The sequence below is a fragment of the Mesorhizobium australicum genome, assembly GCF_900177325.1.
Classification (GTDB): Bacteria; Pseudomonadota; Alphaproteobacteria; order Rhizobiales; family Rhizobiaceae; genus Mesorhizobium_A; species Mesorhizobium_A australicum_A.
The window spans coordinates 5,070,756-5,096,386 of sequence record NZ_FXBL01000004.1; the positions used below are offsets into that span (position 1 = coordinate 5,070,756).

Annotated in this window: 31 protein-coding genes and 1 tRNA gene; 9 read left to right on the plus strand and 23 right to left on the minus strand. The window is 64.9% G+C overall.

Annotated features, from left to right (window positions below):
• Positions 1–82: 82 nt before the first annotated feature.
• From B9Z03_RS27365 to B9Z03_RS27385, 5 genes are read right to left on the minus strand one after another with little or no spacing between them, the layout of a single operon-like run.
• A complete protein-coding gene (locus B9Z03_RS27365) occupies positions 83–451 on the minus strand; it encodes a hypothetical protein (RefSeq protein WP_085467131.1) in 369 nt (122 codons plus the stop codon).
• On the minus strand, positions 448–1,563 hold the full coding sequence (pyrC, locus tag B9Z03_RS27370; protein ID WP_085467132.1) for a dihydroorotase: 1,116 nt from the start codon (positions 1,561–1,563) through the stop codon (positions 448–450). The genes B9Z03_RS27365 and pyrC overlap by 4 nt, the downstream gene beginning before the upstream one ends.
• Complete coding sequence (locus B9Z03_RS27375; protein WP_210191398.1) at positions 1,560–2,846, minus strand: Zn-dependent hydrolase; 1,287 nt, start codon at positions 2,844–2,846, stop codon at positions 1,560–1,562. The genes pyrC and B9Z03_RS27375 overlap by 4 nt, the downstream gene beginning before the upstream one ends.
• A complete protein-coding gene (locus B9Z03_RS27380) occupies positions 2,843–3,793 on the minus strand; it encodes a dihydroorotate dehydrogenase (RefSeq protein ID WP_085467133.1) in 951 nt (316 codons plus the stop codon). The genes B9Z03_RS27375 and B9Z03_RS27380 overlap by 4 nt, the downstream gene beginning before the upstream one ends.
• Entirely contained in the window at positions 3,790–4,884 is a 1,095-nt protein-coding gene (locus B9Z03_RS27385; RefSeq protein ID WP_244561860.1) for a dihydroorotate dehydrogenase electron transfer subunit, read from the minus strand. The genes B9Z03_RS27380 and B9Z03_RS27385 overlap by 4 nt, the downstream gene beginning before the upstream one ends.
• Before the next feature lie 12 nt (positions 4,885–4,896).
• Here B9Z03_RS27385 and B9Z03_RS27390 point away from each other — a divergent pair, with 12 nt between their 5' ends.
• Entirely contained in the window at positions 4,897–5,601 is a 705-nt protein-coding gene (locus B9Z03_RS27390; protein ID WP_085467135.1) for an orotate phosphoribosyltransferase, read from the plus strand.
• Between the two features lie 16 nt (positions 5,602–5,617).
• On the opposite strand, the gene B9Z03_RS27395 is transcribed toward B9Z03_RS27390, so the two are convergent.
• From B9Z03_RS27395 to B9Z03_RS27425, 7 genes are all read right to left on the minus strand, one after another.
• A complete protein-coding gene (locus B9Z03_RS27395; protein WP_085467136.1) occupies positions 5,618–6,535 on the minus strand; it encodes a helix-turn-helix domain-containing protein in 918 nt (305 codons plus the stop codon).
• A gap of 70 nt (positions 6,536–6,605) precedes the next feature.
• Positions 6,606–7,352, minus strand: coding sequence for an ABC transporter permease (locus B9Z03_RS27400; RefSeq protein ID WP_244561943.1), 747 nt, complete (start codon positions 7,350–7,352; stop codon positions 6,606–6,608).
• Between the two features lie 69 nt (positions 7,353–7,421).
• Positions 7,422–8,429: an ABC transporter substrate-binding protein gene (locus tag B9Z03_RS27405; RefSeq protein ID WP_085467138.1), complete on the minus strand. Its 1,008-nt coding sequence runs from the start codon at positions 8,427–8,429 to the stop codon at positions 7,422–7,424.
• An 18-nt stretch (positions 8,430–8,447) separates the two neighbouring features.
• Positions 8,448–9,239 carry a nucleoside phosphorylase gene (locus tag B9Z03_RS27410; RefSeq protein WP_210191399.1) on the minus strand — a complete coding sequence of 264 codons (792 nt, stop codon included), beginning with the start codon at positions 9,237–9,239 and terminating at the stop codon, positions 8,448–8,450.
• A complete protein-coding gene (locus B9Z03_RS27415; RefSeq protein WP_085467139.1) occupies positions 9,230–9,982 on the minus strand; it encodes an ABC transporter permease in 753 nt (250 codons plus the stop codon). Before B9Z03_RS27415 ends, B9Z03_RS27410 begins: the two co-directional genes overlap by 10 nt.
• Positions 9,979–10,713 carry an ABC transporter ATP-binding protein gene (locus B9Z03_RS27420; protein WP_244561861.1) on the minus strand — a complete coding sequence of 245 codons (735 nt, stop codon included), beginning with the start codon at positions 10,711–10,713 and terminating at the stop codon, positions 9,979–9,981. Before B9Z03_RS27420 ends, B9Z03_RS27415 begins: the two co-directional genes overlap by 4 nt.
• A 362-nt stretch (positions 10,714–11,075) precedes the next feature.
• Positions 11,076–11,151: transfer RNA gene (locus tag B9Z03_RS27425), tRNA-Ala, on the minus strand.
• A gap of 129 nt (positions 11,152–11,280) precedes the next feature.
• Between B9Z03_RS27425 and B9Z03_RS27430 the strand changes: the two genes are divergently transcribed.
• Together B9Z03_RS27430 and B9Z03_RS27435 are read left to right on the plus strand one after the other, a co-directional pair.
• Positions 11,281–11,574, plus strand: a complete 294-nt coding sequence (locus B9Z03_RS27430; protein ID WP_176247660.1) for a YggT family protein — start codon at positions 11,281–11,283, stop codon at positions 11,572–11,574.
• 1 nt (position 11,575) lies between these two features.
• Entirely contained in the window at positions 11,576–11,893 is a 318-nt protein-coding gene (locus B9Z03_RS27435) for a DUF167 family protein (RefSeq protein ID WP_085467142.1), read from the plus strand.
• Between the two features lie 12 nt (positions 11,894–11,905).
• Here the strand turns inward: B9Z03_RS27435 and ppa are convergent, their stop codons facing one another.
• Positions 11,906–12,439 (minus strand): inorganic diphosphatase, encoded by a 534-nt coding sequence (ppa, locus tag B9Z03_RS27440; RefSeq protein ID WP_085467143.1) that lies wholly within the window; start codon positions 12,437–12,439, stop codon positions 11,906–11,908.
• A 118-nt stretch (positions 12,440–12,557) separates the two neighbouring features.
• On the opposite strand from ppa, the gene B9Z03_RS27445 reads away from it, so the two are divergent.
• Positions 12,558–13,160: a hypothetical protein gene (locus B9Z03_RS27445; protein WP_085467144.1), complete on the plus strand. Its 603-nt coding sequence runs from the start codon at positions 12,558–12,560 to the stop codon at positions 13,158–13,160.
• 27 nt (positions 13,161–13,187) lie between these two features.
• On the opposite strand, the gene B9Z03_RS27450 is transcribed toward B9Z03_RS27445, so the two are convergent.
• The 4 genes from B9Z03_RS27450 to B9Z03_RS27465 form a co-directional block, all read right to left on the minus strand.
• Positions 13,188–13,694 carry a GNAT family N-acetyltransferase gene (locus B9Z03_RS27450; RefSeq protein ID WP_085467145.1) on the minus strand — a complete coding sequence of 169 codons (507 nt, stop codon included), beginning with the start codon at positions 13,692–13,694 and terminating at the stop codon, positions 13,188–13,190.
• Positions 13,695–13,766: 72 nt separating this feature from the next.
• On the minus strand, positions 13,767–14,393 hold the full coding sequence (locus B9Z03_RS27455) for a TPM domain-containing protein (RefSeq protein ID WP_085467146.1): 627 nt from the start codon (positions 14,391–14,393) through the stop codon (positions 13,767–13,769).
• Positions 14,394–14,403: 10 nt separating this feature from the next.
• Positions 14,404–15,228 (minus strand): TPM domain-containing protein, encoded by an 825-nt coding sequence (locus B9Z03_RS27460; RefSeq protein ID WP_085467147.1) that lies wholly within the window; start codon positions 15,226–15,228, stop codon positions 14,404–14,406.
• Positions 15,229–15,241: 13 nt separating this feature from the next.
• Positions 15,242–15,883: a LemA family protein gene (locus tag B9Z03_RS27465; RefSeq protein ID WP_085467895.1), complete on the minus strand. Its 642-nt coding sequence runs from the start codon at positions 15,881–15,883 to the stop codon at positions 15,242–15,244.
• Positions 15,884–16,007: 124 nt separating this feature from the next.
• Here B9Z03_RS27465 and B9Z03_RS27470 point away from each other — a divergent pair, with 124 nt between their 5' ends.
• Genes B9Z03_RS27470 through B9Z03_RS27485 form a run of 4 tightly spaced genes read left to right on the plus strand, consistent with a single transcriptional unit; the run spans position 16,008 to position 18,610 of the window.
• Positions 16,008–16,259, plus strand: a complete 252-nt coding sequence (locus B9Z03_RS27470; protein ID WP_085467148.1) for a hypothetical protein — start codon at positions 16,008–16,010, stop codon at positions 16,257–16,259.
• Positions 16,260–16,265: 6 nt separating this feature from the next.
• Positions 16,266–17,150 (plus strand): pyridoxal kinase PdxY, encoded by an 885-nt coding sequence (pdxY, locus tag B9Z03_RS27475; protein WP_085467149.1) that lies wholly within the window; start codon positions 16,266–16,268, stop codon positions 17,148–17,150.
• Positions 17,147–17,908, plus strand: a complete 762-nt coding sequence (locus tag B9Z03_RS27480; protein ID WP_085467150.1) for a DUF429 domain-containing protein — start codon at positions 17,147–17,149, stop codon at positions 17,906–17,908. Before pdxY ends, B9Z03_RS27480 begins: the two co-directional genes overlap by 4 nt.
• 57 nt (positions 17,909–17,965) lie before the next feature.
• The gene (locus B9Z03_RS27485) at positions 17,966–18,610 is read left to right on the plus strand and encodes a carbonic anhydrase (protein WP_085467151.1); all 645 of its coding nucleotides are present in this window, start codon (positions 17,966–17,968) and stop codon (positions 18,608–18,610) included.
• Here the strand turns inward: B9Z03_RS27485 and B9Z03_RS27490 are convergent, their stop codons facing one another.
• Complete coding sequence (locus tag B9Z03_RS27490; protein WP_085467152.1) at positions 18,611–19,861, minus strand: multidrug effflux MFS transporter; 1,251 nt, start codon at positions 19,859–19,861, stop codon at positions 18,611–18,613.
• Positions 19,858–20,334, minus strand: coding sequence for a MarR family winged helix-turn-helix transcriptional regulator (locus B9Z03_RS27495; protein ID WP_085467153.1), 477 nt, complete (start codon positions 20,332–20,334; stop codon positions 19,858–19,860). Before B9Z03_RS27495 ends, B9Z03_RS27490 begins: the two co-directional genes overlap by 4 nt.
• 132 nt (positions 20,335–20,466) lie before the next feature.
• Here B9Z03_RS27495 and B9Z03_RS27500 point away from each other — a divergent pair, with 132 nt between their 5' ends.
• Complete coding sequence (locus tag B9Z03_RS27500; protein ID WP_085467154.1) at positions 20,467–22,518, plus strand: M3 family metallopeptidase; 2,052 nt, start codon at positions 20,467–20,469, stop codon at positions 22,516–22,518.
• Positions 22,519–22,525: 7 nt separating this feature from the next.
• On the opposite strand, the gene B9Z03_RS27505 is transcribed toward B9Z03_RS27500, so the two are convergent.
• The 4 genes from B9Z03_RS27505 to modB form a co-directional block, all read right to left on the minus strand.
• Complete coding sequence (locus B9Z03_RS27505) at positions 22,526–23,362, minus strand: universal stress protein (protein ID WP_085467155.1); 837 nt, start codon at positions 23,360–23,362, stop codon at positions 22,526–22,528.
• Between the two features lie 53 nt (positions 23,363–23,415).
• A complete protein-coding gene (locus B9Z03_RS27510; RefSeq protein WP_085467156.1) occupies positions 23,416–23,757 on the minus strand; it encodes a winged helix-turn-helix domain-containing protein in 342 nt (113 codons plus the stop codon).
• A gap of 75 nt (positions 23,758–23,832) precedes the next feature.
• Positions 23,833–24,924 (minus strand): molybdenum ABC transporter ATP-binding protein, encoded by a 1,092-nt coding sequence (modC, locus tag B9Z03_RS27515; protein WP_085467157.1) that lies wholly within the window; start codon positions 24,922–24,924, stop codon positions 23,833–23,835.
• Positions 24,924–25,622, minus strand: coding sequence for a molybdate ABC transporter permease subunit (gene modB / locus B9Z03_RS27520; RefSeq protein ID WP_085467158.1), 699 nt, complete (start codon positions 25,620–25,622; stop codon positions 24,924–24,926). Before modB ends, modC begins: the two co-directional genes overlap by 1 nt.
• Positions 25,623–25,631 lie beyond the last annotated feature (9 nt).

Below are 25,631 nucleotides of genomic sequence, written 5' to 3' on the forward strand. Positions count from 1 at the left end.
TTTTAGTTGTCTCATTTTTGAGAATTGATCCATATATTGAGTATCGTGTCAACGCCCGTTCGACAGGAAAACGTACCTCCGCTCAGTTGGAAATCGACAGATCCGCAAGGCCGACGCGATTGATGAGGGCGATCAGGCTCTCGGCGTCACCGGGCGGCAGTTCGCTTGCTTCACGTACATAGGCCTTGAGTTGGCTCAGGGCTTGACTGGCGGTGGACAGATCAAGTGGCTCGCCATCAAATTCGTCTGCGAAGCGACCCGACAGATCGGCCAGCAGCCTCATCAGGCCTGCCTGCCGGTTATGCGAGGCACGAAGCGCAAGGGACCTTCGCTGGAACTCATAGAAGGTCGCCACGCCGCCCTTCTGCATGTCCAGCCATTGCAGGAGCCCGTGAAGACCCTCCTGCGCCTGCGTTTCCAAATTGATGCCCGAGGAATGTTCGCCACTCATCTTGCTCTTCCTTCCAACTGCGGATCACGGTCACCTTCTTCGTCGATGGACCAGGCCAGCCGTTCACCCCCACGAAACATCGCGATATCGCTGCTGCCGATCCGCAGGGAGCGATCGCCCAGATTCTTCCGTCGTCGCAGCGTGATCGTCCCGGTGTTGAGCGGTAGACGATAGAAGGCCGGTCCGTTGCAGGATGCGAATGATTCCAGCCTGCCGAGCGCGCCCTCCTCCTCGAAAACCTGGGCATAGGTCTGAAGGGCGGTCGGCCCGCAGAAGATGCCGGCCGAACAGCACTCCGCCTGCTTGGCCTCGCGAAGATGCGGTGCCGAGTCGGTGCCGAGGAAAAAGCAGGGATCGCCGGAGACGGCGGCGCGCCTGAGCGCCAGGCGATGGTGCTCGCGCTTGGCGACCGGCAGGCAATAGTAGTGGGGCCGCAGGCCACCCTGAAACAATGATGTGCGATTGAGCACCAGGTGGTGGGGTGTGATGGTCGCGGCCATGCGCGCCGAATTCTCGCGCACAACGGCCACGCCTTCGACGGTCGTGACATGCTCCAGCACGATCCTGAGTTCCTGGTGTCGACCAAGAAGTGTCCGCAGGCTGTTCTCGATGAAGAAGCTCTCGCGGTCGAATGTGTCGACCGTCGGCTCGGTCGCCTCGCCGTGGATCAGAACGGGCATGCCGATCCTTTCCATCCGCTCCAGCACGGATCCGATACGGGCGAGGTTGGTGACGCCGTGACTTGAATTGGTCGTTGCGCCGGCCGGATAGAGTTTGCAGGCAACCCACACGCGGTCCCGAAAGCCGGCCTCAACCTCGTCGGCGGATGTCTCGTCCGTCAGGTAGCAGGTCATCAGGGGTGTAAACGTGGCTCCTCGCGGCAGCGCCGCCACGATCCGGTCGCGATAGGCTTGCGCCGCGGCCACCGTGGTGACCGGCGGGGTCAGGTTGGGCATGACGATGGCCCGACCGAACTGCGAACTGGTGAACGGCAGCACCGCCCTCATCATGTCGCCGTCCCGAAGATGAACGTGCCAGTCGTCCGGGCGCCTGATCGTCAGCGTCGTGACGGGACTGTCGCCGGGCGGACCGAAGATCTTTTCGGTGTTCATTGCGCCGCCTCCTGGATCGCGGCATGCATCACATCTATCCCGGCGATCAGATCAGACAGGTCCATCGCCTCGCGCGGATTGTGGGAACCGTGCTGGTTGCGCACGAAGACCATGGCGCTCGGCACACCGGCATTCGCAAACACCGCCGCGTCGTGCCCGGCGCCGCTGGCGATCGTTTCGAAGGGGAGATTCAGCCGACCGGCCGCGGCGGTCAGTCTTTCGATCCACATCTTGTCCATGGTGGCGCCGGCGGCCTCCACCTTCTCGTCGAACCGGAAGGACACGCCGCGCTCCCTGGAGACCGAGGCGCATTCGGACAGGAAGAGTTCGTAGACGGCGTCGAGCGTGGCCTTGCTCTGACTGCGAATTTCGAAGGCGAAACGCACGAGTTCAGGAATACGAGCGATGGCATTGACCTTCGGGTCGGTCGCGACAATGCCCGATGTGAGGACCAGATCGTGGCCCCGCTCAAGCAACGTTCTCCAGTGCGCGTCGAGATGGGTGATCAGTTCGCACATCCCGAACACGGCGTCGTGGCGCAGCCATCTTGGCACCGCCCCCGAATGACCGGCCTGGCCGACACATTCGACCGCGCGGTGCCTTATGTTGCCACGGATTCCCGAGACGATCCCTATCGGCAGGTTGCGGGCGGTGAGCACCGGGCCCTGCTCGATATGGAGCTCCACCCAGGCCGCCATGGACGCCGGCTCCAGCAAGACCTCGCGCGCTGCGATACGGTCGACCGCGACACCGACGCTGCGCATGCAGTCGCCCATCGAGCGACCATCGTCCTCCGCCTTGGTCTCCAGATCGGACGGCGTCAGCTTCCCAAAGAGACAGCTCGATCCGAGATAGGGTTTGCCAAATCGCGCGCTCTCTTCGCCGCGCAACGCGAACAGCTTGACCGTGCGCTTCAATGGTCTTTCCAGCGCCTTCAGACGGCGCAGGACGGCGAGTGCCGCAACGACGCCGGCGGCTCCGTCGAAATTTCCGCCTTGCGGCACCGAATCGACATGCGAGCCGCAGGCGATGAAGGGAAGTCCCCCATCAGATCCGGGCAGCGTGGCGACGAGGTTGGCGGCGGCGTCCCTCTCCGTGGTCAGACCGATGCGCCGGGCTTCGACCTCGATCATCTCAAGAGCTCGGCTCTCCACCTCGCTATAGGCGACGCGACTGATCCCGACACCATCGAATGCCGCGTCCCGAAGTGCATCGAACAGCGTCGAGATCTCGTCATACTCGCTGGGCGCGTGTCCACGATTGCGGGTGGCCGACGCCATCATTGCGCCGGCTCCGTCCACGCCATGTCAGGTTCGTCGCTTTCTTCAACGACGAGCGCTCCGGACAGGTCGGCGATTCTCGCTATGTCCCGGTGCGCGCAAAACTGCGCGAGACCGTCGATGATGCGGAGAAGAGCATCAGGCTGGACAAAGGACGCAGTGCCAATCTGCACGGCCGTCGCCCCTGCCAGCAGGAATTCCACCGCATCCTCGGCGCTGGAGATACCGCCGCATCCGATAATCGGAATCCTTGCCGCCCGCGCGCACTGGTAGACCTGCCGCAGGATGATCGGCTTGACCGCCGGCCCGGACAGTCCACCCATGATATTGCCCAGGGAAGGCCTGAACGTCTTCAGGTCCACGGCCATTGCCAGGATCGTGTTGGCGACGACAAGGGCGTCCGCACCTGCTTCCTCGCTGGCGCGCGCGACCGCCGCGATGTCTCCCGTGTTCGGCGTCAGCTTGGCCCACAGGGGAAGAGTTGTCGCCCTGCGCAGTGCAGCGGTCACGCGCGCCGCCGACTTGGGGCTCATCGCGAAGGCCTTGCCGTCTTCCTCGATGTTGGGACAGGAGATGTTCGCCTCGATCGCGGCAACGCCCGGCACAGAGACGGCTTCGGCGAGATAGGCAAATCCCTCCACGGTCGGCGCCGAGATGCTGACCACGAGAGGGGTCGAATACTGGGCATAGAGCGGCAACGTCTCTTCTATGAAGTGGTCGATGCCCTTCGACGGGATTCCGATCGAATTGATCATGCCGTCGGGCTGTTCCACGACGCGCGGCAAGGGGTTGCCAGTCCGCAATTCGCGCGTGATCGTTTTGGTGACCAGCGCGCCAAGCCGGTTGAAGTCGATGACGCGATCGAGACCTTCGGCGAAGGTTCCCGAGGCAGGCATGACCGGGTTGCGCAAGCTCAGCGACCCGACCTTGACGGAGAGATCGACGCTCATGGCATCGCCTCCGCCAGGTCGAAGACGGGACCGTCCCAGCACACGCGCCGGCTGATGATCTCGCCATCGACGTTGAAGTCGCGAACGCAGCAGTAGCAAAGGCCGATGCCGCAGGCCATCTGCTGCTCGAGCGCGATCTGGCCGGGGATGCCGAACTCATGCGCCAGCCGCTGTTGCACGCGCATCAGCCGGGCTGAGCCGCAGGTGAAGAAGGCGTCGCAACTGTCCTGTGCGATCAGAGCGCGCAGAACCTTCTCGACATTGGCGGGACCGCTGGTGGCTTCGGCATCGGTCACACCGATCACGTCTGCGCCATAGGTCTGGAAAAGGTCGACAGAAACCAGAAGATCGGGACGGCGCGCACTCAGGATCGCCGTGACGCGAATGTTCAGTTCGGCCGCCGCACGAGCCAACGGCGCAAGGGTCGCCAGACCCGCGCCACGTCCGACCACGACGATGTGGCGCCATTGCCGGTCGAGCGTGAAACCAACGCCAAGCGGCCCGAAGACGTCGATGGTATCGCCGGACTGAAGGGTCGCCAGGCCTCGCGTGCCCGCACCCGTCACCTTGTACAGAAACTCGATCCGACAAGGATCTGCCTGCACCGCATAGACGCTCATCGGACGGCGCAAGAACGGCTTTTCGCCAACCGGCTGCGGGCAGAGGAGTTGAAAGAACTGGCCGGGGCGAGCGCTCGCGGCGAGCGCGCCGCATGAGAGAATGAGGTGCCTGTAGTCGCTCGCGATGGGGCGATTGGAGATGACCGTCGCAATCTCGGGCATCGCCTTCGGCTGCCACGCCGCGCCTGATCTCGAACCGACTTGCTCTCCTGACGTCTGAAGCATGCTGCAGTCACCGGCTAAAAAGAGAGCCTGACACAGGCAAATCTCAATTGCAATGCTTTGTCTCTTTTTTGCGACAAAACGCCAACTGATATCAGTATCTGCATTGTTAGCTTTTTGTGAGGAAATGTCGCATTTTTCAAATTCGACGTTGACGGATCGCCGCCCGGGGGACAGAAGAGGCCGTTTGTACCCAGCAAGCGCCCGCCCCTGACAACGCCGCGCCGGTGAACGCCGACGCGCAGCCATGGAGAACGACCCATGCCCAGCCTCTACACGCCCGTCGACAAGGAGACGATCGCCAGGGAAGCAGCGAAGATGCTGCTCGAGATCAAAGCCGTTCACTTCTACGACGAGAAGCCGTTTTTCTTCACGTCGGGTTGGGCAAGTCCCGTCTACATCGACTGCCGCAAGATCATCTCATATCCACGGCTGCGCTCGTCGCTTATCGACTTCGCGGCGGCGACGATCGTGCGCGATATCGGCTACGAGTCGATCGACTGCGTCGCCGGCGGCGAGACAGCCGGCATCCCGTTCGCAGCATGGATCTCCGACCGGCTGATGCTGCCGATGCAGTATGTGCGCAAGAAGGCCAAGGGCTTTGGACGCAACGCGCAGATCGAGGGTGAGATCGCTTCGGGCGCCCGCACGATTCTGGTCGAAGACCTGGCGACGGACGGACGGAGCAAGGTCAATTTCTGCCAGGCGCTGCGCGAGGCCGGAGCGCATGTCGATCATTGCTTCGTGCTGTTCTACTACGACATCTTCCCGAAGAGCCGCGAACTGATGGAGGAGTTGGGCGTTCGCCTGCACCACCTCACCACATGGTGGCATGTTCTGGAGGTCGCCAAGGCAAGCGGCCATTTCGAGCCGAAGGTTCTCGGCGAGGTCGAGCAGTTCCTGAATGATCCGGCAACGTGGTCGGCGGCGCACGGCGGAATCTCGGACTTCGGCAAGAGCGCCTGAGGCGCCCGACAGGAGCTCAGGCCGTCGCAGCGCGACGACGGCCTGGCGCACCGATCGCGGAGCGCGTCAGCACCGTGCGCAGAAGATCGGCCGCTTCCCTGCCCTTGCGCGCCCGCTTCCAGAGTTCGTCGACAAGCCGTTCATAGAGCTGCACCGGCTCGAGATCCGCCGTGACCGTCGCAACGCCGGAACGGATGTTGGGCAGATCCCCCCCAAGCCGGAACGGACTGACGCCGAGATAGGTCTTCTCGGCGGTTCGGAACAGCTGGAAGGCTGTGTTCGGCAGAACCTCTTCCAGAAGACCGATCTGGATTCCCATCGGCTCGCTCTCGATCAGCGTGATCAGATGCTCGACCTCGTCGCGCGCGGCCCGTCGCCGCTCTGTCAGTTCGGGGCCGGACATATCGAACCGGCCGACGATGCCGAGCTTCAGCCAACGCTCGATTTCCAGCAGATTGACGAAATTAACCACGCTCAGGCGCCGCTGCTGACTCGACTGCTTGCGCTCGTCGAGGATGGAGATGATCAGGTCGATGTCGCGCTCGGCGGTCTTGTCGTGAACATGCGGCGGCAGCGTTTCGAGCAACGAGCGTTTCAGATAGGCCGGGAAGGCGTCGGAGGTCAGCAGGTAAGACAGCGGCGGGAAGTGGGCGACAACCTGGTCTGCATCCGCCTCGATCTGGCGCATGCGCTCGAAATAGCTGATGGGGCTGGCGTAGTACTCCACGCCTGCGCCGAGCAGCGAAGCGACCGTCGTGCCGAGAACGACGGCCAGCTTCTCGAGAGTTTCGATCTTCACGACGTCGCCGGTCTCGATGCGATAGACGGCGGCGCGCGAGATTCCCAGGTCGTCGGCGATGGCATCGGCGGTGAGGCCTTTGCCCATCCGGTAGGCCTTCAATCGCCGGCCAATCTCCTCGAACTGGCTTGCCATGGCCCCTCCCAAATCGTTTGTCTCATTATTTAGACGCACTTAGCGTAAATACGCCCCGCTGCAAAGTCTCTCAGCCGGCCTCCAACGCCAAACGTTCCCGGGCGTCGGTACTTTCGTGCCACCTGAGCATTCGCCGTTCGACATGGTCTACGGCCATGAACAGGGCATAGCCCAAAAGGGACAGCAGGGTAACGCTGATCAAGACCAGGCCGATGTCGGACGTCTCCTGGCCGAGACTCAAAAGATAACCCAATCCCGCACGGGCGCCCATCAGTTCGCCGATCACCGCCGCGGTGACAGCCAGGGTGATGCCAACCTTCATCCCTGTGAACAGGAGCGGCAGGGCCTGCGGAAGCTCGATCCGCCACAGGCGGCTCCAGGTGCTCATGCGCAGGATCCTAGCCAATGCGAGGAGATTCGGGTCGATCGTCCGCAACGCGCTGATCATGTTGGACAGGACCGGAAAGAAGACGACGATCGCCACCAGCACCACCTTTGGCGTTGCCCCCAGCCCCAGCCACAGCAGGAGCAGCGGCGCGATGGCGATCTTCGGCGCGGTCTGTACGAAAATGATCAAGGGGTTCATGACGATCTCGAGCAGCGGAACGCGCACGAACAGCACTGCGAGACCAATGCCGAGCACCGTGCCGATGACGAAACCCAGCACGATTTCCATCAGGGTCACAGGGACATGGCTGAACAGCCCGGCCTGTGTCGTCAGGAACCAGAATTTCGCCGCCAGCGTTGGCGGCGACGGCACGAGGTATTCGGGGACGCCGAATACCCAGACCGCGCCCCACCAAAGGGCGACAAACACCAAGAGCGAAATGACTGCTCGCAAGTCAGGTCTCCCGGCGCTCCAGCCCAGCTGGAGCGCCGCTTTGCGCTAGAGATCGGATGGCTTCTCGACGACGAGGTCGGCGGCGGGGAAGGCCTCCGGTATCGCCTTGTATTCGGCTGCGACGTCGATCGTCTTCTGCCAGCCGGCGATGTTGCCGTAGCCGAAGCCGTTCGCCTTCGTGTCCTCGCTCTGCCACAGGGTCTTTATGAAGACCTCCTTGATGATTTCGGTGACGACCTTCTCTTGCGGGGCGAAAGTCGGCGCATAGTCGGCGATCGCCATCTTGACCTCCTTTTCAACGTCACCCTCGACGATGTGCTTGAGGGCCTTGTCGAGCGCGGCGATGAAACCCTTCACCTGCTGCGGATTGGAGGCGAGATAGCTGTCCGACGTGACAAGCACGTTGCCGTGGCTGGGCAGGAAATCATCCGAAGCGATCATGCCGACATCCACGCCCTCGGCCTTGAGCGCGTAATAGCGCAGCATGGAGAAGACGATCGCGTCGACCTGGTCCGACTTCAATGCATCCAGGATCGCGCCGGTGCCGACGATCTCGACCTTGACGTCGTCGATGGACTTGCCGGCCTGGCTCATCATAACCTGAAGCTGGATGTAGTTCGGGCTGCCGTAGCTTGTCACGGCGACCTTCTTGCCAACGAGATCCGCCGGGGTCTTGATGCCGCTCGCATTCTTGAACAGCACCGCACCGATGCCGCGCTGATAGGTCGAGTGGACAACCTTGACCGGGATGCCGTTCGCGCGGGCGGAGATGACGGCATCGCCATTCGGAAAGCCGAACTGGACATTGCCGGCGGCAACATTGTTCAGGATGTCCGCGGCATTGGCATAGAGGAACTCGACCTCAAGACCCTGTTCCTTGAAGTATCCTTCCTTCTGCGCGACGTACAGCGGAAGATAGTAGGGCACAGCCGCGCCATCGATCTGGATCGTCACCTTTTCATCGGCTCTGGTCGCGAACGTTCCGGCCGTCAGCGCCAGCAGCGCGAGCGGAATTGCCAGTGCGGCGGCCCTTAGGATTGCGTGCAGTCTCATCACATTCTCCTCTGTCGGTTATTGTGTCTTGAAGGTTTCGATCATGGTCGCCGCCGCCTGAGCGCCAATGCGCAGGAGGTTGCGCTGGGTTGCCTCGTAGTCTTCGAGCCAACCATCGCTGCGCCGATGTGCGTGCACGGCCAGAACGGCGCCGGCCCGCACATTGCATGCGGAGGCCACCGCCAGGATCACTTCGGCTTCCATTTCGACGGCATCGGCGCCCGCCGCCGCGAAACGATCGAGCAGGCCGGCATCTCCCTGGCCATCGGCGGTGTTCGGCCTGCCCTGGGCGCGATAATATCCGTCGGCGGTCAGGCATTTTCCCGGACGGGCCGCCAATCGAAGCGATCTGCAGGCGTCAAGCAGCGCCGAACTGACCGAAGCGTCCGCGCCGACCGCGATCGCCGGGTCCGGCTGATACACAGCGGCGACGCCGCTGTTGCGGACAGCCTCCTGCACGATCAGGAAATCGCCGAGCGACAGATCGTCGGCGAGCGCGCCGCAGCCACCGGTACGAATGAGGATGGTTGCGCCCATCGCGGCAAGCTCCACCGTCGCGATCTCGGCCGAGGCGCCGCCGACACCGGTCGAGCACACCCCGATCAATGCTTCTCCAAAATAGCCGCACCCCAGTCGAAACTCCCGGTTCTGGCCGACGACGACAAAATCGCGGAGCACGGACGCTGCGAAGTCGACGCGAGCGGGATCGCCCGGCAGCAGGAAGGCTGTCGGCATCAGCGTGGGACGCGGCAGATGAGGTGGGGTATCGCCGCGCCAGGGCCATGCTGCCGAACGGTTGTTCATCGCCATGAGAGCAGCCATTTTTCAAGGCCGGCGAGCGACTGGTAGATCAGGATGCCGAGCAGTGAGGTGACCAGCACCATCGCGAACAGCATCGGCGTCTTGTACGTGGTTCCGGCGAAGACCATCAGGTAGCCAAGTCCCTGCCCGCCGGAGAGCCATTCAGCCAGGATCGCTCCGATTGTGGCCTGCACCGCGCCCACTTTGAGGCCGGCGAATATTTCGGGGACCGCCGAGGGAAGCTCGATGCGAACGAGGCGGTCTCTTCGTGTAAGGTGCAGGATGTCCGCCAGGAAGCCGAAATTCGCGGGCACCGAACGCAGCCCGAGGATCGTGCCTGCCATCACCGGGAAGAAGACCAGGGAGACGGCCAGAACGATCTGGGAGGTCAGTCCGAGCCCGAACCAGAGGATGAAAAGCGGCGCCAGCGCGATCTTGGGCGCGGTCTGGAAAAAGAAAAGGTAGGGGCCGATGATCCGCTCGGTCCGCGGGCTCTTGGCCAGGATGAAGCCAAGCACGAAACCCAGCGCCGATCCGATCCCGAAGCCCGCGACGATGATGCCGAGCGTATGCGCCAGATGCGGCCAGATTGTCCCGTCCCGGAAGAGCGCAACGAGGGCCGATCCGACGGCGCCCGGCGGCGGCAGCACAAAACGCGGAACGTTGAAGATCCGCACATAGGCCCACCATACCGCGATCAGCGCGAGCGGCGTCACGACCATGAAGACCGCATGCAGGGCGCGGTTGTTCATTTCAGTTCCCGACGCAGCAGTGAGAGCCAGCGATGGAAATCGGGCGTGTCCTTGAGCGCCTCGTCGCGATCCTTGCCGAGGTCGAGCGTATGGACGGCGCTGATCCGTCCCGGCCGGGGCGACATGACCGCGACGCGATCCGACAGATAGGCAGCCTCATCGATGGAGTGGGTTACGAAGACGATCGTGGCTGCCGTCTCCGCCTTGATGCGAAGAAGTTCGTCGTTCATGCGATCCCGGGTCAGGAGGTCGAGCGCGCCGAATGGCTCATCCATCAGGACGAGCCGCGGGCGATAGACGAGCGCACGGGCGATGGAGGCGCGCTGCCGCATTCCACCCGAGAGCTCCTTGGGCAGGGCCCTGCCGAAATCCTTGAGTCCGACCAGTGCCAGCATGGCGGCCGCGCGCTCGTCTGCCTCCTGCCGTGCGACACCGAACACGTCGAGCGGAAACCGCACATTGTCCTGAATGCTGAGCCAGGGCAGCAGAACGGGCTCCTGGAAGACGAAACCGATATCGGTTCCGCGGCTCGGCGCCCCGTCCTGCCAGCGGATCACGCCGCCCGACGCCTGTTCCAGCCCGGCCAACAGGCGCAAAAGGGTCGACTTACCGCACCCCGATGGTCCAATAAGGCTCAGGAGTTCGCCGCGATAGACGTCCAGCGTCACGGGCGAGAGGGCCTCGACGTTCGAGCCCTCTCTGGTTTTGTAAGTCTTGGTCAGCGCTTCCACGCCGACAAGCACCGAAGGATCTGTCGTCTGCTGCAATTTTTTCGACTGCCGAGCCCGTTGTCTCAATATTGAGACGAAGGTTGCAAGGAACTCGATCCTTGTCAAACTGAAAACGCGCTGGCTCAAACTTTGCAATCGGGTCAGCCGACCAAAATATCAGCGATCAGCGTTTTTCGGGCCAAGTGCGTCGATGAAACTGATCGCTCACCAGAGCGGATCTGGCGGCCGTCAGCTCAATAGCCAATTGATATGTCTCGACTTGTTGGCTGCAAAGAGCACGTGAAACACGGCGTCCGGATTCTTGGCCAGCTTGATGAAATTCCCGCCTGACTCATATGGTCTGGGCTTCAACTATCCGCCGTTGGTGGAGCTGAGGGGGATCGAACCCCTGACCTCGTCATTGCGAACGACGCGCTCTCCCAGCTGAGCTACAGCCCCGTCCGACGGATGGCCGGCATTTATGTGCCGGGGCCCGGTTCTGTCAAGCGCGTTACGCGCCGGATTCCGGCTGCCCTTGCCGCTTCCGCCCGCAATGGCTACATCTGCCCGACGATCACGGAGACGTTCATGCTGGCCCTTATCCAGACCATCATCCTGGCGCTCGATATCTACTGGTGGCTGATCATCCTGTCGGCGATCTTTTCCTGGCTGTACGCGTTCAATGTGATCAATTCGCGCAACCAGTTCGTCGGCATGGTGGGGGACTTCCTCTACAAGGTGACCGAGCCGGCGCTCCGCCCGATCCGGCGTTTCCTGCCGGACCTCGGAGGCATCGACATCTCGCCGATCATCCTGCTGCTGATCCTGTTCTTCATCCGCCAGCTCATCCTGCAGACGGTCGCCCCGGCTCTCCTATCCTGAGATGGAGCGCATGGTCCGGCTTTCGGCCGGCCGCATCGACATCCGCGTGCGCCTGACGCCGAAATCCTCGGCCGACCGGATCGAAGGCGTCGCGGCGGCCTCCGACGGCTCGGCCCATCTTGCCGCCCGCGTCCGCGCGGTGCCTGAAAAGGGCGCGGCGAATGCAGCGCTGGAGCGGCTGGTGGCCGATTGGCTTGGCGTGCCCGGCCGCACGGTCTCCGTGACGGGCGGAGCCACGTCGCGCATCAAGACCGTCAGCGTCGCGGGCGACGCGACGCTGCTCTCGAAACGCGTGGAGGAACGGCTCGTGGGCGGCTGAAGCCCGGGCGGCCTACTTCGCCGCCTTTGCCCGCTCGATGCCTTCGACAATCATCTTCTTGGCGTAGTCGGCGTCGTGCCAGCCGCCGATCTTCACCCACTTGCCGGGCTCGAGATCCTTGTAGTGCTCGAAGAAATGCGCCACCTGCTGCAGCGTGATCTCCGGCAGGTCGGTGTAGTTGAGCACCTTGTCGTAGCGCCGCGTCAGCTTCGGCGTGGGCACGGCGATGACCTTCTCGTCCTGCCCTGCATTGTCCTCCATGATCAGCACGCCGATCGGACGGACATTGATGTAGCAGCCGGGCATCAGCTCGCGCGTGTTGCAGACGAGCACGTCCACCGGATCGCCGTCGCCCGACAGCGTGTGCGGCACGAAGCCGTAGTTTCCGGGATAGGCCATCGGCGTGTAGAGGAACCGGTCGACGAACAGCGTGCCCGCCTCCTTGTTCATCTCGTACTTGATCGGCTGTCCGCCGATCGGCACCTCGATGATGACGTTCACGTCGTCGGGCGGATTGTTTCCGATCGGAATGGCGTCGATGCGCATCAAAGAACTCCAGTAATTTTCGGGCAGCGGTATCGTTTTGTGCGATGCAGCGCAAGCGGCCGAATTGACGCCGCGTCGGACGCGGCGGAAGATGCGCCCTCCACCGGAGGAAAGGACGATGCGCATACTTGCCGGCTTGATGCTCCTGGCGTCCTCGCTCGGCGCTTATGGCGCCGAAAGTACCTACCAGAAGGTCGATTTCGAGACCGATTGCAGTGAGGTCCAGTCCGATGAAACCGGCGGATCGTGGACCTGCAAGGGCTACGGCGACTACGGCATCAGCTTCGCCGAGGGCGACCTCAGGCAATCCGCCTTCTACGGCCATCTCGGGCCATGGTTCGAAAAGGGCGCCTTCGAAACGTTTTCGGGCTTCAACCATGCCGGCGACACGATCGAATGGCGGCTCGACGGCGCCACGCCCTTCGCGACGATCCGGCGCTGGTTCGTCTCGCCCGGCACCAACGACAAGGGCGACCCGTTGCCGGAAGTCCAGGTGCTGGTGATCTCGAAGGTCGGGCAGAAGGATGCGAGAGACGCTTGCGTCGTCGGCTATGTCGAGGCAACGGCCAACAAGGATGCCAATGCGCTGGCGCGCAAGATCGCCGACGAAGAAGCGCACGATTTCGCCTGTCGCTACGCCGAGGCGATGTGGCATGGCGAGCGACGCGCGACGGGAATAGAGGCGTCCAGCTATTTCGAGGACAAGGCTGGCGTCGAATAGGCCTGGCCAGACCCGTTCAGGGCCAGATTATTTCCAGACGAAGGCGATCTTGCGCAGCGCCTTCTGGTCGAAGATCTCGACACCCTCGGCGACATCGCGGCCGCCGATGCCGTGGTAGAACGAGGTCGCATTGGCATTGTCTTCCAGCGCCCAGATGACGAGCCCCTTCAGCCCGTGCCCGCTGAGCCGTTCGCGCGCGGCCTGGAAGAGTCGCGTGCCGAGGCCGATGCCCTGGTACTCCGGCCTGACGTACAGCTCGTAGATCTCGCCTTCCTGCTTGAGGTCGCGCGACCTGTTGCGGCCGATCGTGGCGTAGCCGACGACCTTGCCGCCCACCTCGACCACCAGCACGGAAGCCGCCCGCTTGATCGCGCTCGCCCACCAGCTCTGGCCGCGGCGATTGATCATCGCCGTGAGTGCGCGATGTGGGATGATGCCCGCATAGGCTCCCTGCCACGCCGCCTGATGAATAGACGCGATCGCGGCCGCGTCATCTTCCTCGGCTCTGCGTATGCCTACGGTCAGGGTTTTCATAATGGCTTAACCATAGCCGGGTGCGAAGAGTCGGCGCAAGCGGCGAGCCGCGCCGGCTGGTGGATTTTCCACTCAGATTTCGACCAGCCTGTCGTCGAGCTCGTTGCGGTCGCGCGTTCCGCGCGGCACATGGGTGGCAAGCAGGGCGCCGGCAGCGGCGACCGCGCTTTCGAAACCCTCGGTCAACCGTTTCTGCGACGCCGCGACGACGAGATCAGCAATGATCCGGTTCCACTCCGACTGCGGCACCTTCTCGCTGATGCCGGTGTCCGCCACCACTTCCGCATAGCGTTCTGCCAGCGAAACGAAGATCAGCACGCCGGTCCGCTCGCTTGTCGTGTGCACGTTCCGCGACAGGAACTGCCGCATGGCGTTGGCGTGCGCCTTGGCATAGCGGACGCGCTTCGGCACCAGCCGGATGCGCAGCGATGGAACGGCCTTCAGCAGGATCACCCCCGCCGCGAACGCGAGGCATTGCGCCAGCACGAAGGTCGAGGCCTCGACATGGCGCCAGCCCCACTCGAGCCAGAGCGCGACGAGCAGGCTGAGGACCATGATGGCGCCGGCCAGCACCGCGGCCGCGACGTGGAAATAGCCGTCGCTGGCGCGCGCGAGCACGCAGAATATCTCGCCGGATGTCGACGTCTCGGCCTGCCTGATGGCGGCCGAGACGCGGGAATGATCGACCTCGCCGCTCATGCCGTCTCTCCTACCATCCGCCCGAGGCTCCCCCGCCGCCCGACGAGCCGCCGCCGCCGGAGAAGCCGCCGCCGGAGCTTCCCGACGACCAGCCGGACGAGCCGCCCGAATAGCTTCCGCCCGAAGACGACCCGCCGATGGTGATGTCCATGCCGAGCCAGCGATAGCGGTTCGGCCCGAGCTTCTTGCCGTAGATCGGCGCCAGGAAGGAGATCAGGAAGCCGCCGACGAACAGCGTCACCCACAGCGTGACGAAGAGGACGACGAACCAGTCGATGTCCGCCGGCGCGTCCTGGTTCCGCTCGGCGCGGGCCTCGAGTTCGGCAACATTGCCTTCCAGCACCATGATGATGTCGTCGACCGCCCGCGAGATGCCGCCGGAAAAGTCGCCGGCGCGGAAGGCGGGCACCATCGTGTTCTCGATGATGAGCTTCGAATGCAGGTCGGTCAGCGTGCCTTCCAGCCCGTAGCCGACCTCGATCCGCATCTTGCGGTCGTCCTTCGCCACCAGCAGCAGGATGCCGTTGTTCTCGCCCGCCTGACCCAGCCCCCAGGCGCGAAACTGCCGGTTGGCGAAATCCTCGATGCTTTCGCCATCGAGGCTGTCCATCGTCGCAACGACGATCTGGTCGGAGGATTTCTGCTCGAAGGCGGCCAGCTTTGCCGTCAGCGCGGCCTCGGTCGCCGCATCGATCATGTCTGCCTGGTCGACCACGCGACCGGTCAGCGGCAGAAGCTCCGCCGTGAACGCAGGCAGCAGCGAAAACGCGACAAGGAAAACGGCCGCGAGGAGCCGAGCGCCTGCGCTCATGCCCTCGCGGAGTGCGTACTGCATGGCGGTTTAAGCCTCAGCCGCCCTGCTTCGTGCCGAAATCGACCTTCGGCACCTCCATCTTGTCCTCGGCGACAGTGAAGTTCTGGAACGGCTCGTTGGAGGTGAACCAGAGCTTGGCCCAGATCAGCGACGGGAAGGTGCGCAGCGTCGTGTTATAGACCCGGACCGCCTCGATATAGTCGCGGCGGGCGACCGCGATCCGGTTCTCCGTGCCTTCGAGCTGCGCCTGCAGCGCCAGGAAGTTCTGGTTGGACTTGAGATCCGGATAGTTCTCGACGACCGCCAGCAGCCGCGACAGCGCGCTAGTCAGCCCGGCCTGGCTGTCCTGGAACGCCTTGAAAGCCTCGGGATCGGACAGCTGCTCCGGCGTCACCTGGATTTGCGGCTGGGTCGCCTTGGCGCGAGCCTCGACGACCGATTCGAGCACGTCCTTTTCCTGGGCCGCATAGCCCTTCACGGTCTCGACGAGGTTCGGGATCAGGTCGGCGCGCCGCTGGTACTGGTTGAGCACCTCGCTCCAGGCCGCCTTCGCCCGTTCCTCTTCGGTGGGGATCGTGTTGAAGCCACAGCCCGAAAGCAGCGGGACGAGCAGAAGGAGCAGGAGTGCGCCGAGGCGCGGAAGGCGAAGAGCCGGAGCTTGGATTGAAGCGGTCATGATCTCCCCTCGTCGATCCATGCGGATCAGGAACGGTGCGCACATTACTCCGCCGGCACACGGAAGGAAACGGCGGCGACAGCGTCCCCTGTGCAGGACCGAATGCGCCGGCTAGAGTGGCGTCATGGCAGACAGGAAGGAAAACCCGGAGGCGGAGTCGCGCCGCATCCTCGACCGCGTGGCGAAGGAATCGTCCGCGGACGGCGCTTCCTTCGTCGGGCGCGGGGTCGATCGGCTCAAGGGTCATCTCAACGCCGACGATGTCGATCAGGCCGACAGCATCGAGGTCTGGGGCACCCGCGTCGGCCGCGCAATCGGCTTCCTCATCACGCTGGCGATCCTGGCCTGGCTCCTCTTCTATATCCTCGGCGGCTGAACCGGCATGCAGACCCATACGACCGATACGCCGCGCGCGGTAATCGTCATCTCCAGCCACGTCGCGCGCGGCTCCGTCGGCAACCGCGCCGCCGTCTTCGCTCTCGAAACGCTGGGCTTTCCCGTCTGGGCCGTTCCGACCGTGATCCTGCCCTGGCATCCGGGCCATGGCCGCGCCACGCGCATCGTGCCGCCGGCGGCCGATTTCGCCGCGCTGATGAAAGACCTCGAAGGCGCCCGCTGGCTCGGCGAAGTCGGCGCGGTCCTCTCCGGATATCTCGGCGATCCAGCGCAGGCCGAGGCGATCGCATCGCTGGTCGCGGCCGTGAAGGCCCGCAATCCCCGCGCGCTCTATGTCTGCGACCCGGTCATGGGCGACAAGGGCGGGCTCTATGTCCCAGAGGCGACAGCCATCGCAATCCGCGACCTGCTGGTGCCGGTCGCGGACGTAGCGACGCCGAACCGCTACGAGCTCGCCTGGATGACGGGCGCCCCTCTCGACGAAATCTCCAGCCTGCTTCAGGCGGCGCAAGACGCCCCGCCCCCGACCATGCTGGTCACCTCGGCCCCGGCGATGATGAACGGTTCGATCGGCAACCTCCTGCTGACGCCCTCGCAAGCGCTGCTCGCCGAGCATCGCATGATCGACAGGCCGCCGAACGGGCTTGGCGACCTCACGGCGGCGGTCTACCTCGCCCGTGTCCTGTCAGGCCAGTCGCCGGACAAGGCGCTCCAGTCGACCACAGCCGCCGTGTTCGAGATTCTCGCCCGCACGGCCAAGCGCGGCGGCGACGAGCTGCAGATCGAAACCGACGCCCAGAGCCTGTCGCACCCGATGGCGATGGTCCAGACGCGCCATCTTTCCGTGCCGGGCAGAAACCGGCGCGCGTGAGCACCGTCCTCGCCGGGGTCGACGGCTGCAAGGCCGGCTGGGTGGCAGCCGTGAGACGCCCCGGATCTCAGGATGAGATCGTCGTCGTCGATCGTTTCTCAAGCTTGGTCGATGCTCTCCCGGACGATGCGGTGATCGCGGTGGACATGCCGATCGGATTGCCCGACGTCACCCGCAAGGGCGGCCGCGGCCCCGAGATGGCCGTCAGGCCTCTCCTCGGCCAGCGGCAGTCGAGCGTGTTCTCGATCCCCTCGCGCGCGGCCGTCTATGCCGAACCCGCCGGCTTCACTACGCTCGATGCGTGGTACGAGGCGCATCGGCGCTCCAGCGCCATCGCCCGCGCCACCTCGGATCCGCCGCGGTCCATCTCCATCCAGGCGTTCGGCATCTTCTCGAAGATCCGCGAGATCGACGGCCTGCTGCGCGATCGCCCGGACCTGCGCGGCCGCATCCACGAATCCCATCCCGAAGTCGCGTTCTGGCGCCTGAACGGCATGCAGGCCATGTCCCTGCCCAAGAAGGTCAAGGGGCGCGTGTCTGCTCCCGGCATGGAGGAGCGACGGGCTCTGCTTGCGCAATGCGGGCTCGAACGGACGTTTCTCGATCGCCCTTCCCCGCGCGGCGCCGGCGACGACGACGTGCTCGACGCCTGCGCGATGCTGCTGATCGCAGCGCGCATCGAACGGGGCGAGGCGAGGCCGTATCCGGACCCGCCGCTGGTGGATTCCTGCGGGCTGCCGATCGCGATCTGGGTTTGACCCGCTGTGCATCGTTCGCAATTGCGAATGATCCGGATTCCCGCTAATCGCATCTGCATGAGCGCTTTCCCGGAACAGCTTCTCAACGGCTATCGGTCCTTCATGAGCGGCCGTTACGCACACGAAACGAATCGCTATCGGGAGCTCGCGCGAAGCGGCCAGTCGCCGGAGACGCTGATCGTGGCCTGCTGCGATTCCCGCGCCGCGCCAGAGACGATTTTCGACGCGGGGCCGGGCGAACTCTTCGTCGTCCGCAACGTCGCCAATCTCGTGCCGCCCTATTCGCCGGATGGCGAATATCACTCGACGTCCGCCGCGCTCGAATTCGCGGTGCAGAGCCTGAAGGTCAAGAACATCGTGGTGATGGGCCACGGACGCTGCGGCGGCATTCGTGCAGCGCTTTCGCCCGTGGCGGAGCCCCTGTCGCCGGGCGACTTCATCGGCAAGTGGATGAGCCTTGTCGCACCGGCCGCGGAAGACGTGTCGAAGAACACGATGCTCACCGCCGCCGAGCGCCAGACCGCGCTGGAGCGCATCTCGATCCGCTTCTCCATCGCCAATCTGCGCACCTTTCCGTGCGTGAGCATCCTCGAAAAGAAGGAGCGGCTCACATTGCACGGCGCCTGGTTCGACATCTCGACCGGCGAACTCTGGATCATGAATCCCGAAACCGGCGACTTCGAGCGGCCTGAAGCCGAGTGATCAGCTGATCGTGATATCCTTAGGGGGCCGGACGATCCGCGCAGCGTCCGGCAGCTTCCTGAACCCCAGCCAGCAGAGAACAGTGATCAGCCCCATTGTGGGGATCACGGTAGCGATCGCCAGAATGGGCTCCCCGATCAGCACGGCGACCGCGCTGCCGAGAAGGCCGCCGCCCATCTGCATGAAGCCTGAAAGCGATGAGGCCGCGCCTGCCATGTGCGGAAAGGGCGCAAGCGCCGCCGTGGTCAGGGCCGGCGTCACGAAGGCGATACCCACCGCATAAGACGCGATCGGCAGCATCACCGTATAGAAGCTCGGACCGAACAGCAGCGGCAGCGCGCAGATGGCGATGCTGCCGAGGACCACGAAGCCCAGGCCGATCGGGACGAGCGCATGCGAGCCGAGCTTCGGCATGATGAACCGCACGGCGAGCGATCCGAAGAAATAGGACCCCGACTGCATCAGCATCGACAGGCCGAACTGCGTCGCCGTCAGCCCGACGCGCTCGATCAGGACAAAGGGAAGCATGGTCGCGAGGGTGTAGAGCGCGCCCACCGTGCCGCCGAGCATGAGGCTCGGATACATGAAGGAACGGCTGGCGAGCAGCGACTTGTAGGACCGCAGGATCGCCATCGGGCGGATGCGGCTGAGGTCACGCGTCACTGTCTCCTGCAGGGAGAATGTCGCGATCAGGATGATCACCGCGCCGAAAGCCACCATCAGGACGAAGATCGCGTGCCAGCCGAACAATTCCATCGTCACGCCGCCGATGACGGGGGAGAAGGCCGGCCCGATCGCCAGGATGATGCCGATCAGGTTCATGATCCTGGCGGACGATTCGTTGGTGAAGAGATCGCGCACGATGGCGCGCGAGATCGCGATTCCGGCGGCAGCCCCCACGCCCTGAAGGAAACGCGCGGCGATCAGCACGTGGACGTTGGGGGAGAACAGCGCCAGCGTGCTCGCGACGAGATAAATCCCCATGAACGCCACGGTGACGGGCCGCCGGCCAAATCCGTCCGACAGCGGCCCGCAGAAGAGCTGCGCGATGGCAAAGCCGGCGAAATACATCGAAAGCGTCAGCTTGACCGCCGCCTCCGTCGTGCCGAAGGCGCGCACGATCTCGGGCATTGCCGGCGTGTAGAGCGCCATCGAGACCGGTCCGAGCGCGACCAGCATCGCGCCGATGATCGCGACGCGCCGCTCCGACATCAAGGGCGGCATCGCCACCGGAGCCTGCATCATGTTCATGCGGCGTCGCTTTCCCGCTTGTTCGCCTCGAGGCGAAGCTGGTTGAGGCTGTCGCGGGCATGCCGCAGCGCCGAATTGAGCTGCTCCCATTCCGACGGGCTGATCCTCGTGGCGACATCGACCCGCACGCTGGCGCCGATGATCTGGATCTTCTCCAGCACCACATGCGCCTCGTCCGTCAGGTGAATGAGCTTTGCGCGCCTGTCGGTCGGATCGGGCTGACGCTGGACGAGGCCACGGGCTTCGAGCCGATCGAGATAGGTGCTCAGCGTCATCGCCTCGACACCCATCCGCTCGGCAAGTACCGTCTGGCGCACGACGCCGGCGCGAAACGCGTTGGAGAGCGCACGCGCCTCGCCCGGCGTCACGCCGATGCCTGCCTCGCCGATGCGCCGGTCGAACTCCGCACGCATAAGCCGCGACACGTCGGCGATCAGGAAGCCGAATGAATCCGGGTCTTGGAGAAGAGCCATCTGGGTCGGAATTAGTAAGCCATACTGATAATAAGCGGGCCATAGTGCGTCTGCCGTTCCGCGTCAAGCGGTTGTCCCGCGCCGCCGCAGCGATTACATGCCTCGCAGCATGTCCCTCCCGGAGCATCTTCCATGACCGCCCACCCGCTCGATCTCGCTTCGCATCCCCTCACCCGCTGGACGGGCGAGATCAGCCTGCCGGAATTCGAGCGGATCGACGACGGTGATTACGCGCCCGCGTTCGAGGCTGCCCTGTCGGCCCATGGCGCTGAGATAGACGCGATCGCCGGCAATGCCGAGGAGCCGACGATCGAGAACACGCTCGCAGCACTTGAGCTCGCGGGCGATCCGTTGAGCCGCGTCTCCGCCCTGTTCTGGGCCCGCGCGGGCGCGCACACCAACGAGACCATCCAGGCGCTGGAGCGTGAGATCGCGCCGAAGATGTCGCGGCATTTCTCGGCGATCTACATGAACGACCGGCTCTTCGCCCGCATCGATTCGCTCTATTCGCGGCGCGCCGAACTCGGCCTCGACGCCGAGACGCTGCGCGTGCTCGAAAAGACCTGGAAGCGCTTCGTGCGCGCCGGCGCGAAGCTGGGCGCCGAAGACAAGGCGCGCCTCGCCGCGATCGGCGAGGAACTTGCCTCGCTCGGCGCGGCATTCAGCCAGAACCTTCTCGCCGACGAGAAGGGCTGGGCCATGATCCTCCAGGCCGAGGACGTCGACGACCTACCGGAGTTCCTGCGTTCCTCGATGGCGGAAGCCGCCCGGGCGCGCGGCGAGGAAGGCCGTTTCGCCGTTACCCTGTCGCGCTCGATCTACGAGCCCTTCATGTCCTTCTCCGGCCGCCGCGACCTGCGCGAGAAAGCGTTCCGCGCCTTCGCCGGCCGGGGCGAGAACCCGGGCCCGACCGACAACCGCGACATCGTCCGCCGCACGCTCGAACTGCGCGCCGAGAAGGCGAAGCTTCTCGGCTACGAGAATTTCGCCGCCCTCAAGCTGGACGACACGATGGCCAAGACCCCGCCGGCGGTGATGGGCCTGCTCGAACCGGTCTGGGAGAAGGCGCTGGAGAAGGCCGCCGCCGACCAGGCCGAACTCGCCCGCATCGCCGCCGCCGAGGGCCGCAACCATGCGATCGCGCCGTGGGACTGGCGCTATTATGCCGAGAAGCTGCGGGCCGAGAAGTTCGCCTTCGACGAGGCCGAGCTGAAGCCCTACCTCCAGCTCGAACGCGTGATCGACGCCGCCTTCGACGTGGCCTCGCGGCTGTTCGGCGTTTCCTTCGTCGAGCGGCCGGACATCACCGCCTGGCATCCGGACGTGCGCGTGTTCGAGGTGCGCAGCCGTGAGGGCGACCGCATCGCCACGTTCCTCGCCGACTATTTCGCCCGTCCGACAAAGCGCTCCGGCGCGTGGATGAGCAGCCTCGAATCCGGCTACACGCTGGGCGCGGGCTCGCTGCCGATCGTCTACAACGTCATGAACTTCGCCAAGCCCGCTCCCGGCGAGCCGGCGCTTCTGTCGCTGGACGAGGCGCGGACGCTGTTCCACGAGTTCGGCCACGGACTTCACGGCATGCTGACGGACGTCCGCTGGCCGTCGATCTCTGGCACCTCGGTATCGCGCGACTTCGTCGAACTGCCGTCGCAGCTTTACGAGCACTGGCTGACGGTTCCGGCGGTTCTGGCGCGCCATGCGCTGCATTACAGGACCGGCAAGCCGATGCCGGAGGAGCTGATCGCCAAGATGGAGGCCGCGCGCAACTTCAACGCAGGCTTCAACACCGTCGAATTCACCTCCTCCGCTTTGGTCGACATGGCCTATCACGCCCGTGCCGACGCGCCGGCCGACCCGATGGCTTTCGAGGCCGAGACGCTGGCGCGGCTCAACATGCCGGATGCGATCGTGATGCGGCACCGCACGCCGCACTTCCAGCACGTCTTCGCTGGCGACGGATACTCAGCCGGCTACTACTCCTACATGTGGTCGGAAGTGCTCGACGCCGATGCTTTCGCGGCGTTCGAAGAGACGAACGATCCATTCAACCCAGACCTCGCCGCGAGGCTGAAACGGCACATCTATGCCGCCGGCGGCTCGGCCGACCCGGAAGAACTCTACACCGCCTTCCGCGGCCGCATGCCCTCGCCGCAGGCGATGATGGAGAAGCGCGGGCTGGTGTAACGCCTGCTCAGTGCGACATCAGCACCGGCAGGCGCACGTCCTCCAGGATCGTGCGCGTGGCGCCGCCGAGGACGAATTCGCGCAGCCGCGAATGGCCGTAGGCGCCCATCGCGAGCAGCCCGGCGCCGTCCTGGATTGCGAAGTCCTGCAAGGTCGCTCCGATCGGCTGGTCCTCCAGCTCGACCGCCAGCGCGCGTGCCGGCACGCCACGCTTGATCAGATGCGCCGCGAGCCTGTCGCCAAGGTCGTCGGCGGGCAATGGCTTCTCGTTGAGGACGGAGACGATCGTCACCTGATCCATCCCGCCGAACAGCGAGAGCATGTCGTTGACCGCGCGCGCTGCAACGCGCGAGCCGTCCCACGCCACCACGGCCCGGCGAAGGCCGCGCACCACCAGGGCTTCGGGCACCAGGATCGTCGGCCGGCCTGATCCGAACACGATGGCCTCCGCGATCGCCCGGCCCTGTTCGCCGACCTTCGGCATGGGGACCACACTGAGATCGAAATAGCGTGCCTCTTCCGCGGCCGCGTCACCCGCAAGCTCCTGCGCCGAACGGCGGCGGCCGGCTTCGCTCTCGACGCCGTGTTGCGTAGCGAGCGTGGCAACAGCCTTGAGCAACGCCTCGCCGCCCATCCGGCTCTGCGCCTCAGCTCTTCGGATCATCTCGGGCACATCGAGCAGCAGGCGCGACAGCGCATTGGCGACGTCGGGAAAGTCTGCCTCCAGCGAAAGAGCGAAGAGGTCGAAGCCCGCCTTGGAGGCGAACTCCACGCTCGCAGCGAGCGCTTCGCCCGGAAGCGGCTCGGGATAGGTGACGAGTGGAAGGAGAGCTGTCTTTTTCATGGCTTCACCTTACGACATTGTAGGCGACCCGTATTGACCTCCGTCAAAGCGGCCTAGCCGGCGGCGATTTCCGCCTGCAGCGCGTTCATATGTTGCTCGGCCGCCGCGGTGGCCGCCTGCTCGATGGCGCGGAAGCGGCTGACGACCGCACGCCCGACGGCGGTGAGCTCCGCGCCGCCGCCGCGCCTGCCGCCGGTCTGCGCCGCCACGACCGGCTTGCCGAAGATGCCGTTCATCTCCTCGACCAGGTCCCAGGCATGCTTGTAGGACATGTTCATCTGCCGCGCGCCGGCCGAGATCGAGCCGAAGGCGGCTATCTGCTCCAGAAGCTCGATCTTGCCGGGGCCGATACGTCCGTCTGGATCGAGGTTGATGCGCAGGCTGAGCGACGGCATGGACGGCTCCGATCGTTATTCCATCCAGTATATATCGATGGCCGGCAGCTGCAACGCGCGGGGCCCGCGGCGCCGTCAACGGCGGGCGGTCGCGGCGCCGTCCAGCGAGACGGATTTGACGATGGCGAAGACGGGCTTGCCGGGCTCGAGCCCGAGCTGCTGCACCGACCTACCCGTCACGCGCGCCGAGAGGCGGTCCGATCCGGACAGGATCGTCACGAGCGCCTCGCTGTCGCCGACGCTGTCGACCCCGGCGATCGTGCCTTCCAGGACGTTGAGGGCGCTGACGCCGGCCGGCTTCTCGGTCGCGATCATGACGTCCCTTGCCCTGACCCGCACCGTCAGACGCGTCCCCTCCTCCGCCGCGACCCGCGGCAGGCGCCATTCGCCACCCGAGGAGCGCATCAGCGACAGGCCAAAGCCGTCGTCGCGCCTCACCACTTCGAGCCGCACCAGCGCGCCCGCCTCGCCGCGCTCGGAATCCGGCAGGAGGTCGAAGCGCGGCAGGATATCGTTGACCGGCCCTGCCGCCGTCACCCTGCCATCGGACAGCAGCACCACATCGCTGGCGAGCCGCGCGATCTCGGCGACGGAATGGCTGACATAGACGATGGGGATCTGCGTCTCGTCGCGCAGTCGCTCGACATAGGGCAATATCTCGGCCTTGCGCGCATCGTCCAGCGCGGCCAGCGGCTCGTCCATCAGCAAAAGCCGCGGGCTCGCGATCAGCGCCCGGCCGATCGCCACCCGCTGCCTTTCGCCGCCTGAAAGGCCGGAGGGACGCCGCTCCACCAGATGGCCGATGCCGAGCAGCTCGACCACCTTCGAGACATCGGCATACCGCTCCGCCGCCGGCGTGAAGAAGCGCCCGTAGCGCAGGTTCTGCGACACGGTGAGGTGCGGAAACAGCCGCGCGTCCTGGAAGACATAGCCGATCCGTCGGCGGTGCGGCGGCAGGAAAATGCGCCGCTCGGCGTCGAAGAGCACACGTCCGTCCACCGCGACCTTGCCGCCCTCCGGTAGCGTCAGCCCGGCAATGGCGTTGACGATCGAGGTCTTGCCGGAACCGGACGGACCGAACAGGGCGGTCAGCCGTCCGGCGCTCGCGAAGGCGACATCAAGCGCGAACGCGCCGAGCCTTTGCCGGATCTCGACCTCGACCGCCATCAGGCGCCGATCCGCCGGCTGATCCGCCGCGCCAGGATCTCCGAGGCGACGAGGGCGACCATCGCGATGGCGATCGAGACCAGCGTCAGGCGCATCGCGCCGAGCTCCCCGCCCGGCACCTGCGTGAAGGTGTAGATCGCCGACGGCAGCGTCTGCGTCTCGCCGGGAATGTTGGAGACGAAGGTGATCGTCGCGCCGAACTCGCCCATCGCCTTGGCGAAGGCGAGGATGGCGCCGGCCACGATGCCCGGCAGGATCAGCGGCAGGGTCACGGTCATGAAGACCATCACCGGGTTCGCCCCCAGCGTTCCCGCCGCGGCCTCCAGCTTGCGGTCAACGGCCTCGATCGAGAGACGGATCGCGCGCACCATCAACGGAAACGCCATCACCCCGCAGGCGAGCGCGGCGCCGGTCCACCGGAACGAGAACACCAGCCCGCAGCAGGATTCGAGCAGCGAGCCGACCGGCCCCCTGCGCCCGAAGCTGAGCAGCAGCAGATAGCCGGTGACCACCGGCGGCAGGATCAGCGGCAGATGAACCAGACCGTTGAGCACCGATTTGCCGATGAACTCGCGCCGGGCGAGGATGTGGGCGACGACGATGCCGATCGGCAGGCTGACCAGCGTCGCCCAGATCGAGACCTTGAGGGAGAGGCTGACGGCGACCCATTCCTCCGGACTGAGCGCCAGCCACTCCATCGTTCAACC

Excerpts from the sequence above, each read along its gene's own strand:
- B9Z03_RS27495 (WP_085467153.1), bottom strand. The coding sequence starts at position 20,334 with ATGGCTCTTCTCCAAGACCCGGATTCATTCGGCTTCCTGATCGCCGAC.
- pyrC (WP_085467132.1), bottom strand. The coding sequence starts at position 1,563 with ATGAACACCGAAAAGATCTTCGGTCCGCCCGGCGACAGTCCCGTCACG.
- ppa (WP_085467143.1), bottom strand. The coding sequence starts at position 12,439 with ATGCGCATCGACGCCATTCCGATCGGAAACAATCCGCCCGACGACGTG.
- pdxY (WP_085467149.1), top strand. The coding sequence starts at position 16,266 with ATGCAGACCCATACGACCGATACGCCGCGCGCGGTAATCGTCATCTCC.
- modC (WP_085467157.1), bottom strand. The coding sequence starts at position 24,924 with ATGGCGGTCGAGGTCGAGATCCGGCAAAGGCTCGGCGCGTTCGCGCTT.
- B9Z03_RS27375 (WP_210191398.1), bottom strand. The coding sequence starts at position 2,846 with ATGATGGCGTCGGCCACCCGCAATCGTGGACACGCGCCCAGCGAGTAT.
- B9Z03_RS27430 (WP_176247660.1), top strand. The coding sequence starts at position 11,281 with ATGCTGGCCCTTATCCAGACCATCATCCTGGCGCTCGATATCTACTGG.
- B9Z03_RS27485 (WP_085467151.1), top strand. The coding sequence starts at position 17,966 with ATGAGCGCTTTCCCGGAACAGCTTCTCAACGGCTATCGGTCCTTCATG.
- B9Z03_RS27415 (WP_085467139.1), bottom strand. The coding sequence starts at position 9,982 with ATGAACAACCGCGCCCTGCATGCGGTCTTCATGGTCGTGACGCCGCTC.
- B9Z03_RS27505 (WP_085467155.1), bottom strand. The coding sequence starts at position 23,362 with ATGAAAAAGACAGCTCTCCTTCCACTCGTCACCTATCCCGAGCCGCTT.
- B9Z03_RS27490 (WP_085467152.1), bottom strand. The coding sequence starts at position 19,861 with ATGAACATGATGCAGGCTCCGGTGGCGATGCCGCCCTTGATGTCGGAG.
- B9Z03_RS27465 (WP_085467895.1), bottom strand. The coding sequence starts at position 15,883 with ATGACCGCTTCAATCCAAGCTCCGGCTCTTCGCCTTCCGCGCCTCGGC.
- B9Z03_RS27470 (WP_085467148.1), top strand. The coding sequence starts at position 16,008 with ATGGCAGACAGGAAGGAAAACCCGGAGGCGGAGTCGCGCCGCATCCTC.
- B9Z03_RS27365 (WP_085467131.1), bottom strand. The coding sequence starts at position 451 with ATGAGTGGCGAACATTCCTCGGGCATCAATTTGGAAACGCAGGCGCAG.
- B9Z03_RS27445 (WP_085467144.1), top strand. The coding sequence starts at position 12,558 with ATGCGCATACTTGCCGGCTTGATGCTCCTGGCGTCCTCGCTCGGCGCT.
- modB (WP_085467158.1), bottom strand. The coding sequence starts at position 25,622 with ATGGAGTGGCTGGCGCTCAGTCCGGAGGAATGGGTCGCCGTCAGCCTC.
- B9Z03_RS27405 (WP_085467138.1), bottom strand. The coding sequence starts at position 8,429 with ATGAGACTGCACGCAATCCTAAGGGCCGCCGCACTGGCAATTCCGCTC.
- B9Z03_RS27435 (WP_085467142.1), top strand. The coding sequence starts at position 11,576 with ATGGAGCGCATGGTCCGGCTTTCGGCCGGCCGCATCGACATCCGCGTG.
- B9Z03_RS27450 (WP_085467145.1), bottom strand. The coding sequence starts at position 13,694 with ATGAAAACCCTGACCGTAGGCATACGCAGAGCCGAGGAAGATGACGCG.
- B9Z03_RS27500 (WP_085467154.1), top strand. The coding sequence starts at position 20,467 with ATGACCGCCCACCCGCTCGATCTCGCTTCGCATCCCCTCACCCGCTGG.
- B9Z03_RS27410 (WP_210191399.1), bottom strand. The coding sequence starts at position 9,239 with ATGGCGATGAACAACCGTTCGGCAGCATGGCCCTGGCGCGGCGATACC.
- B9Z03_RS27460 (WP_085467147.1), bottom strand. The coding sequence starts at position 15,228 with ATGCAGTACGCACTCCGCGAGGGCATGAGCGCAGGCGCTCGGCTCCTC.
- B9Z03_RS27455 (WP_085467146.1), bottom strand. The coding sequence starts at position 14,393 with ATGAGCGGCGAGGTCGATCATTCCCGCGTCTCGGCCGCCATCAGGCAG.
- B9Z03_RS27380 (WP_085467133.1), bottom strand. The coding sequence starts at position 3,793 with ATGAGCGTCGATCTCTCCGTCAAGGTCGGGTCGCTGAGCTTGCGCAAC.
- B9Z03_RS27390 (WP_085467135.1), top strand. The coding sequence starts at position 4,897 with ATGCCCAGCCTCTACACGCCCGTCGACAAGGAGACGATCGCCAGGGAA.
- B9Z03_RS27395 (WP_085467136.1), bottom strand. The coding sequence starts at position 6,535 with ATGGCAAGCCAGTTCGAGGAGATTGGCCGGCGATTGAAGGCCTACCGG.
- B9Z03_RS27510 (WP_085467156.1), bottom strand. The coding sequence starts at position 23,757 with ATGCCGTCGCTCAGCCTGCGCATCAACCTCGATCCAGACGGACGTATC.
- B9Z03_RS27385 (WP_244561860.1), bottom strand. The coding sequence starts at position 4,884 with ATGGCTGCGCGTCGGCGTTCACCGGCGCGGCGTTGTCAGGGGCGGGCG.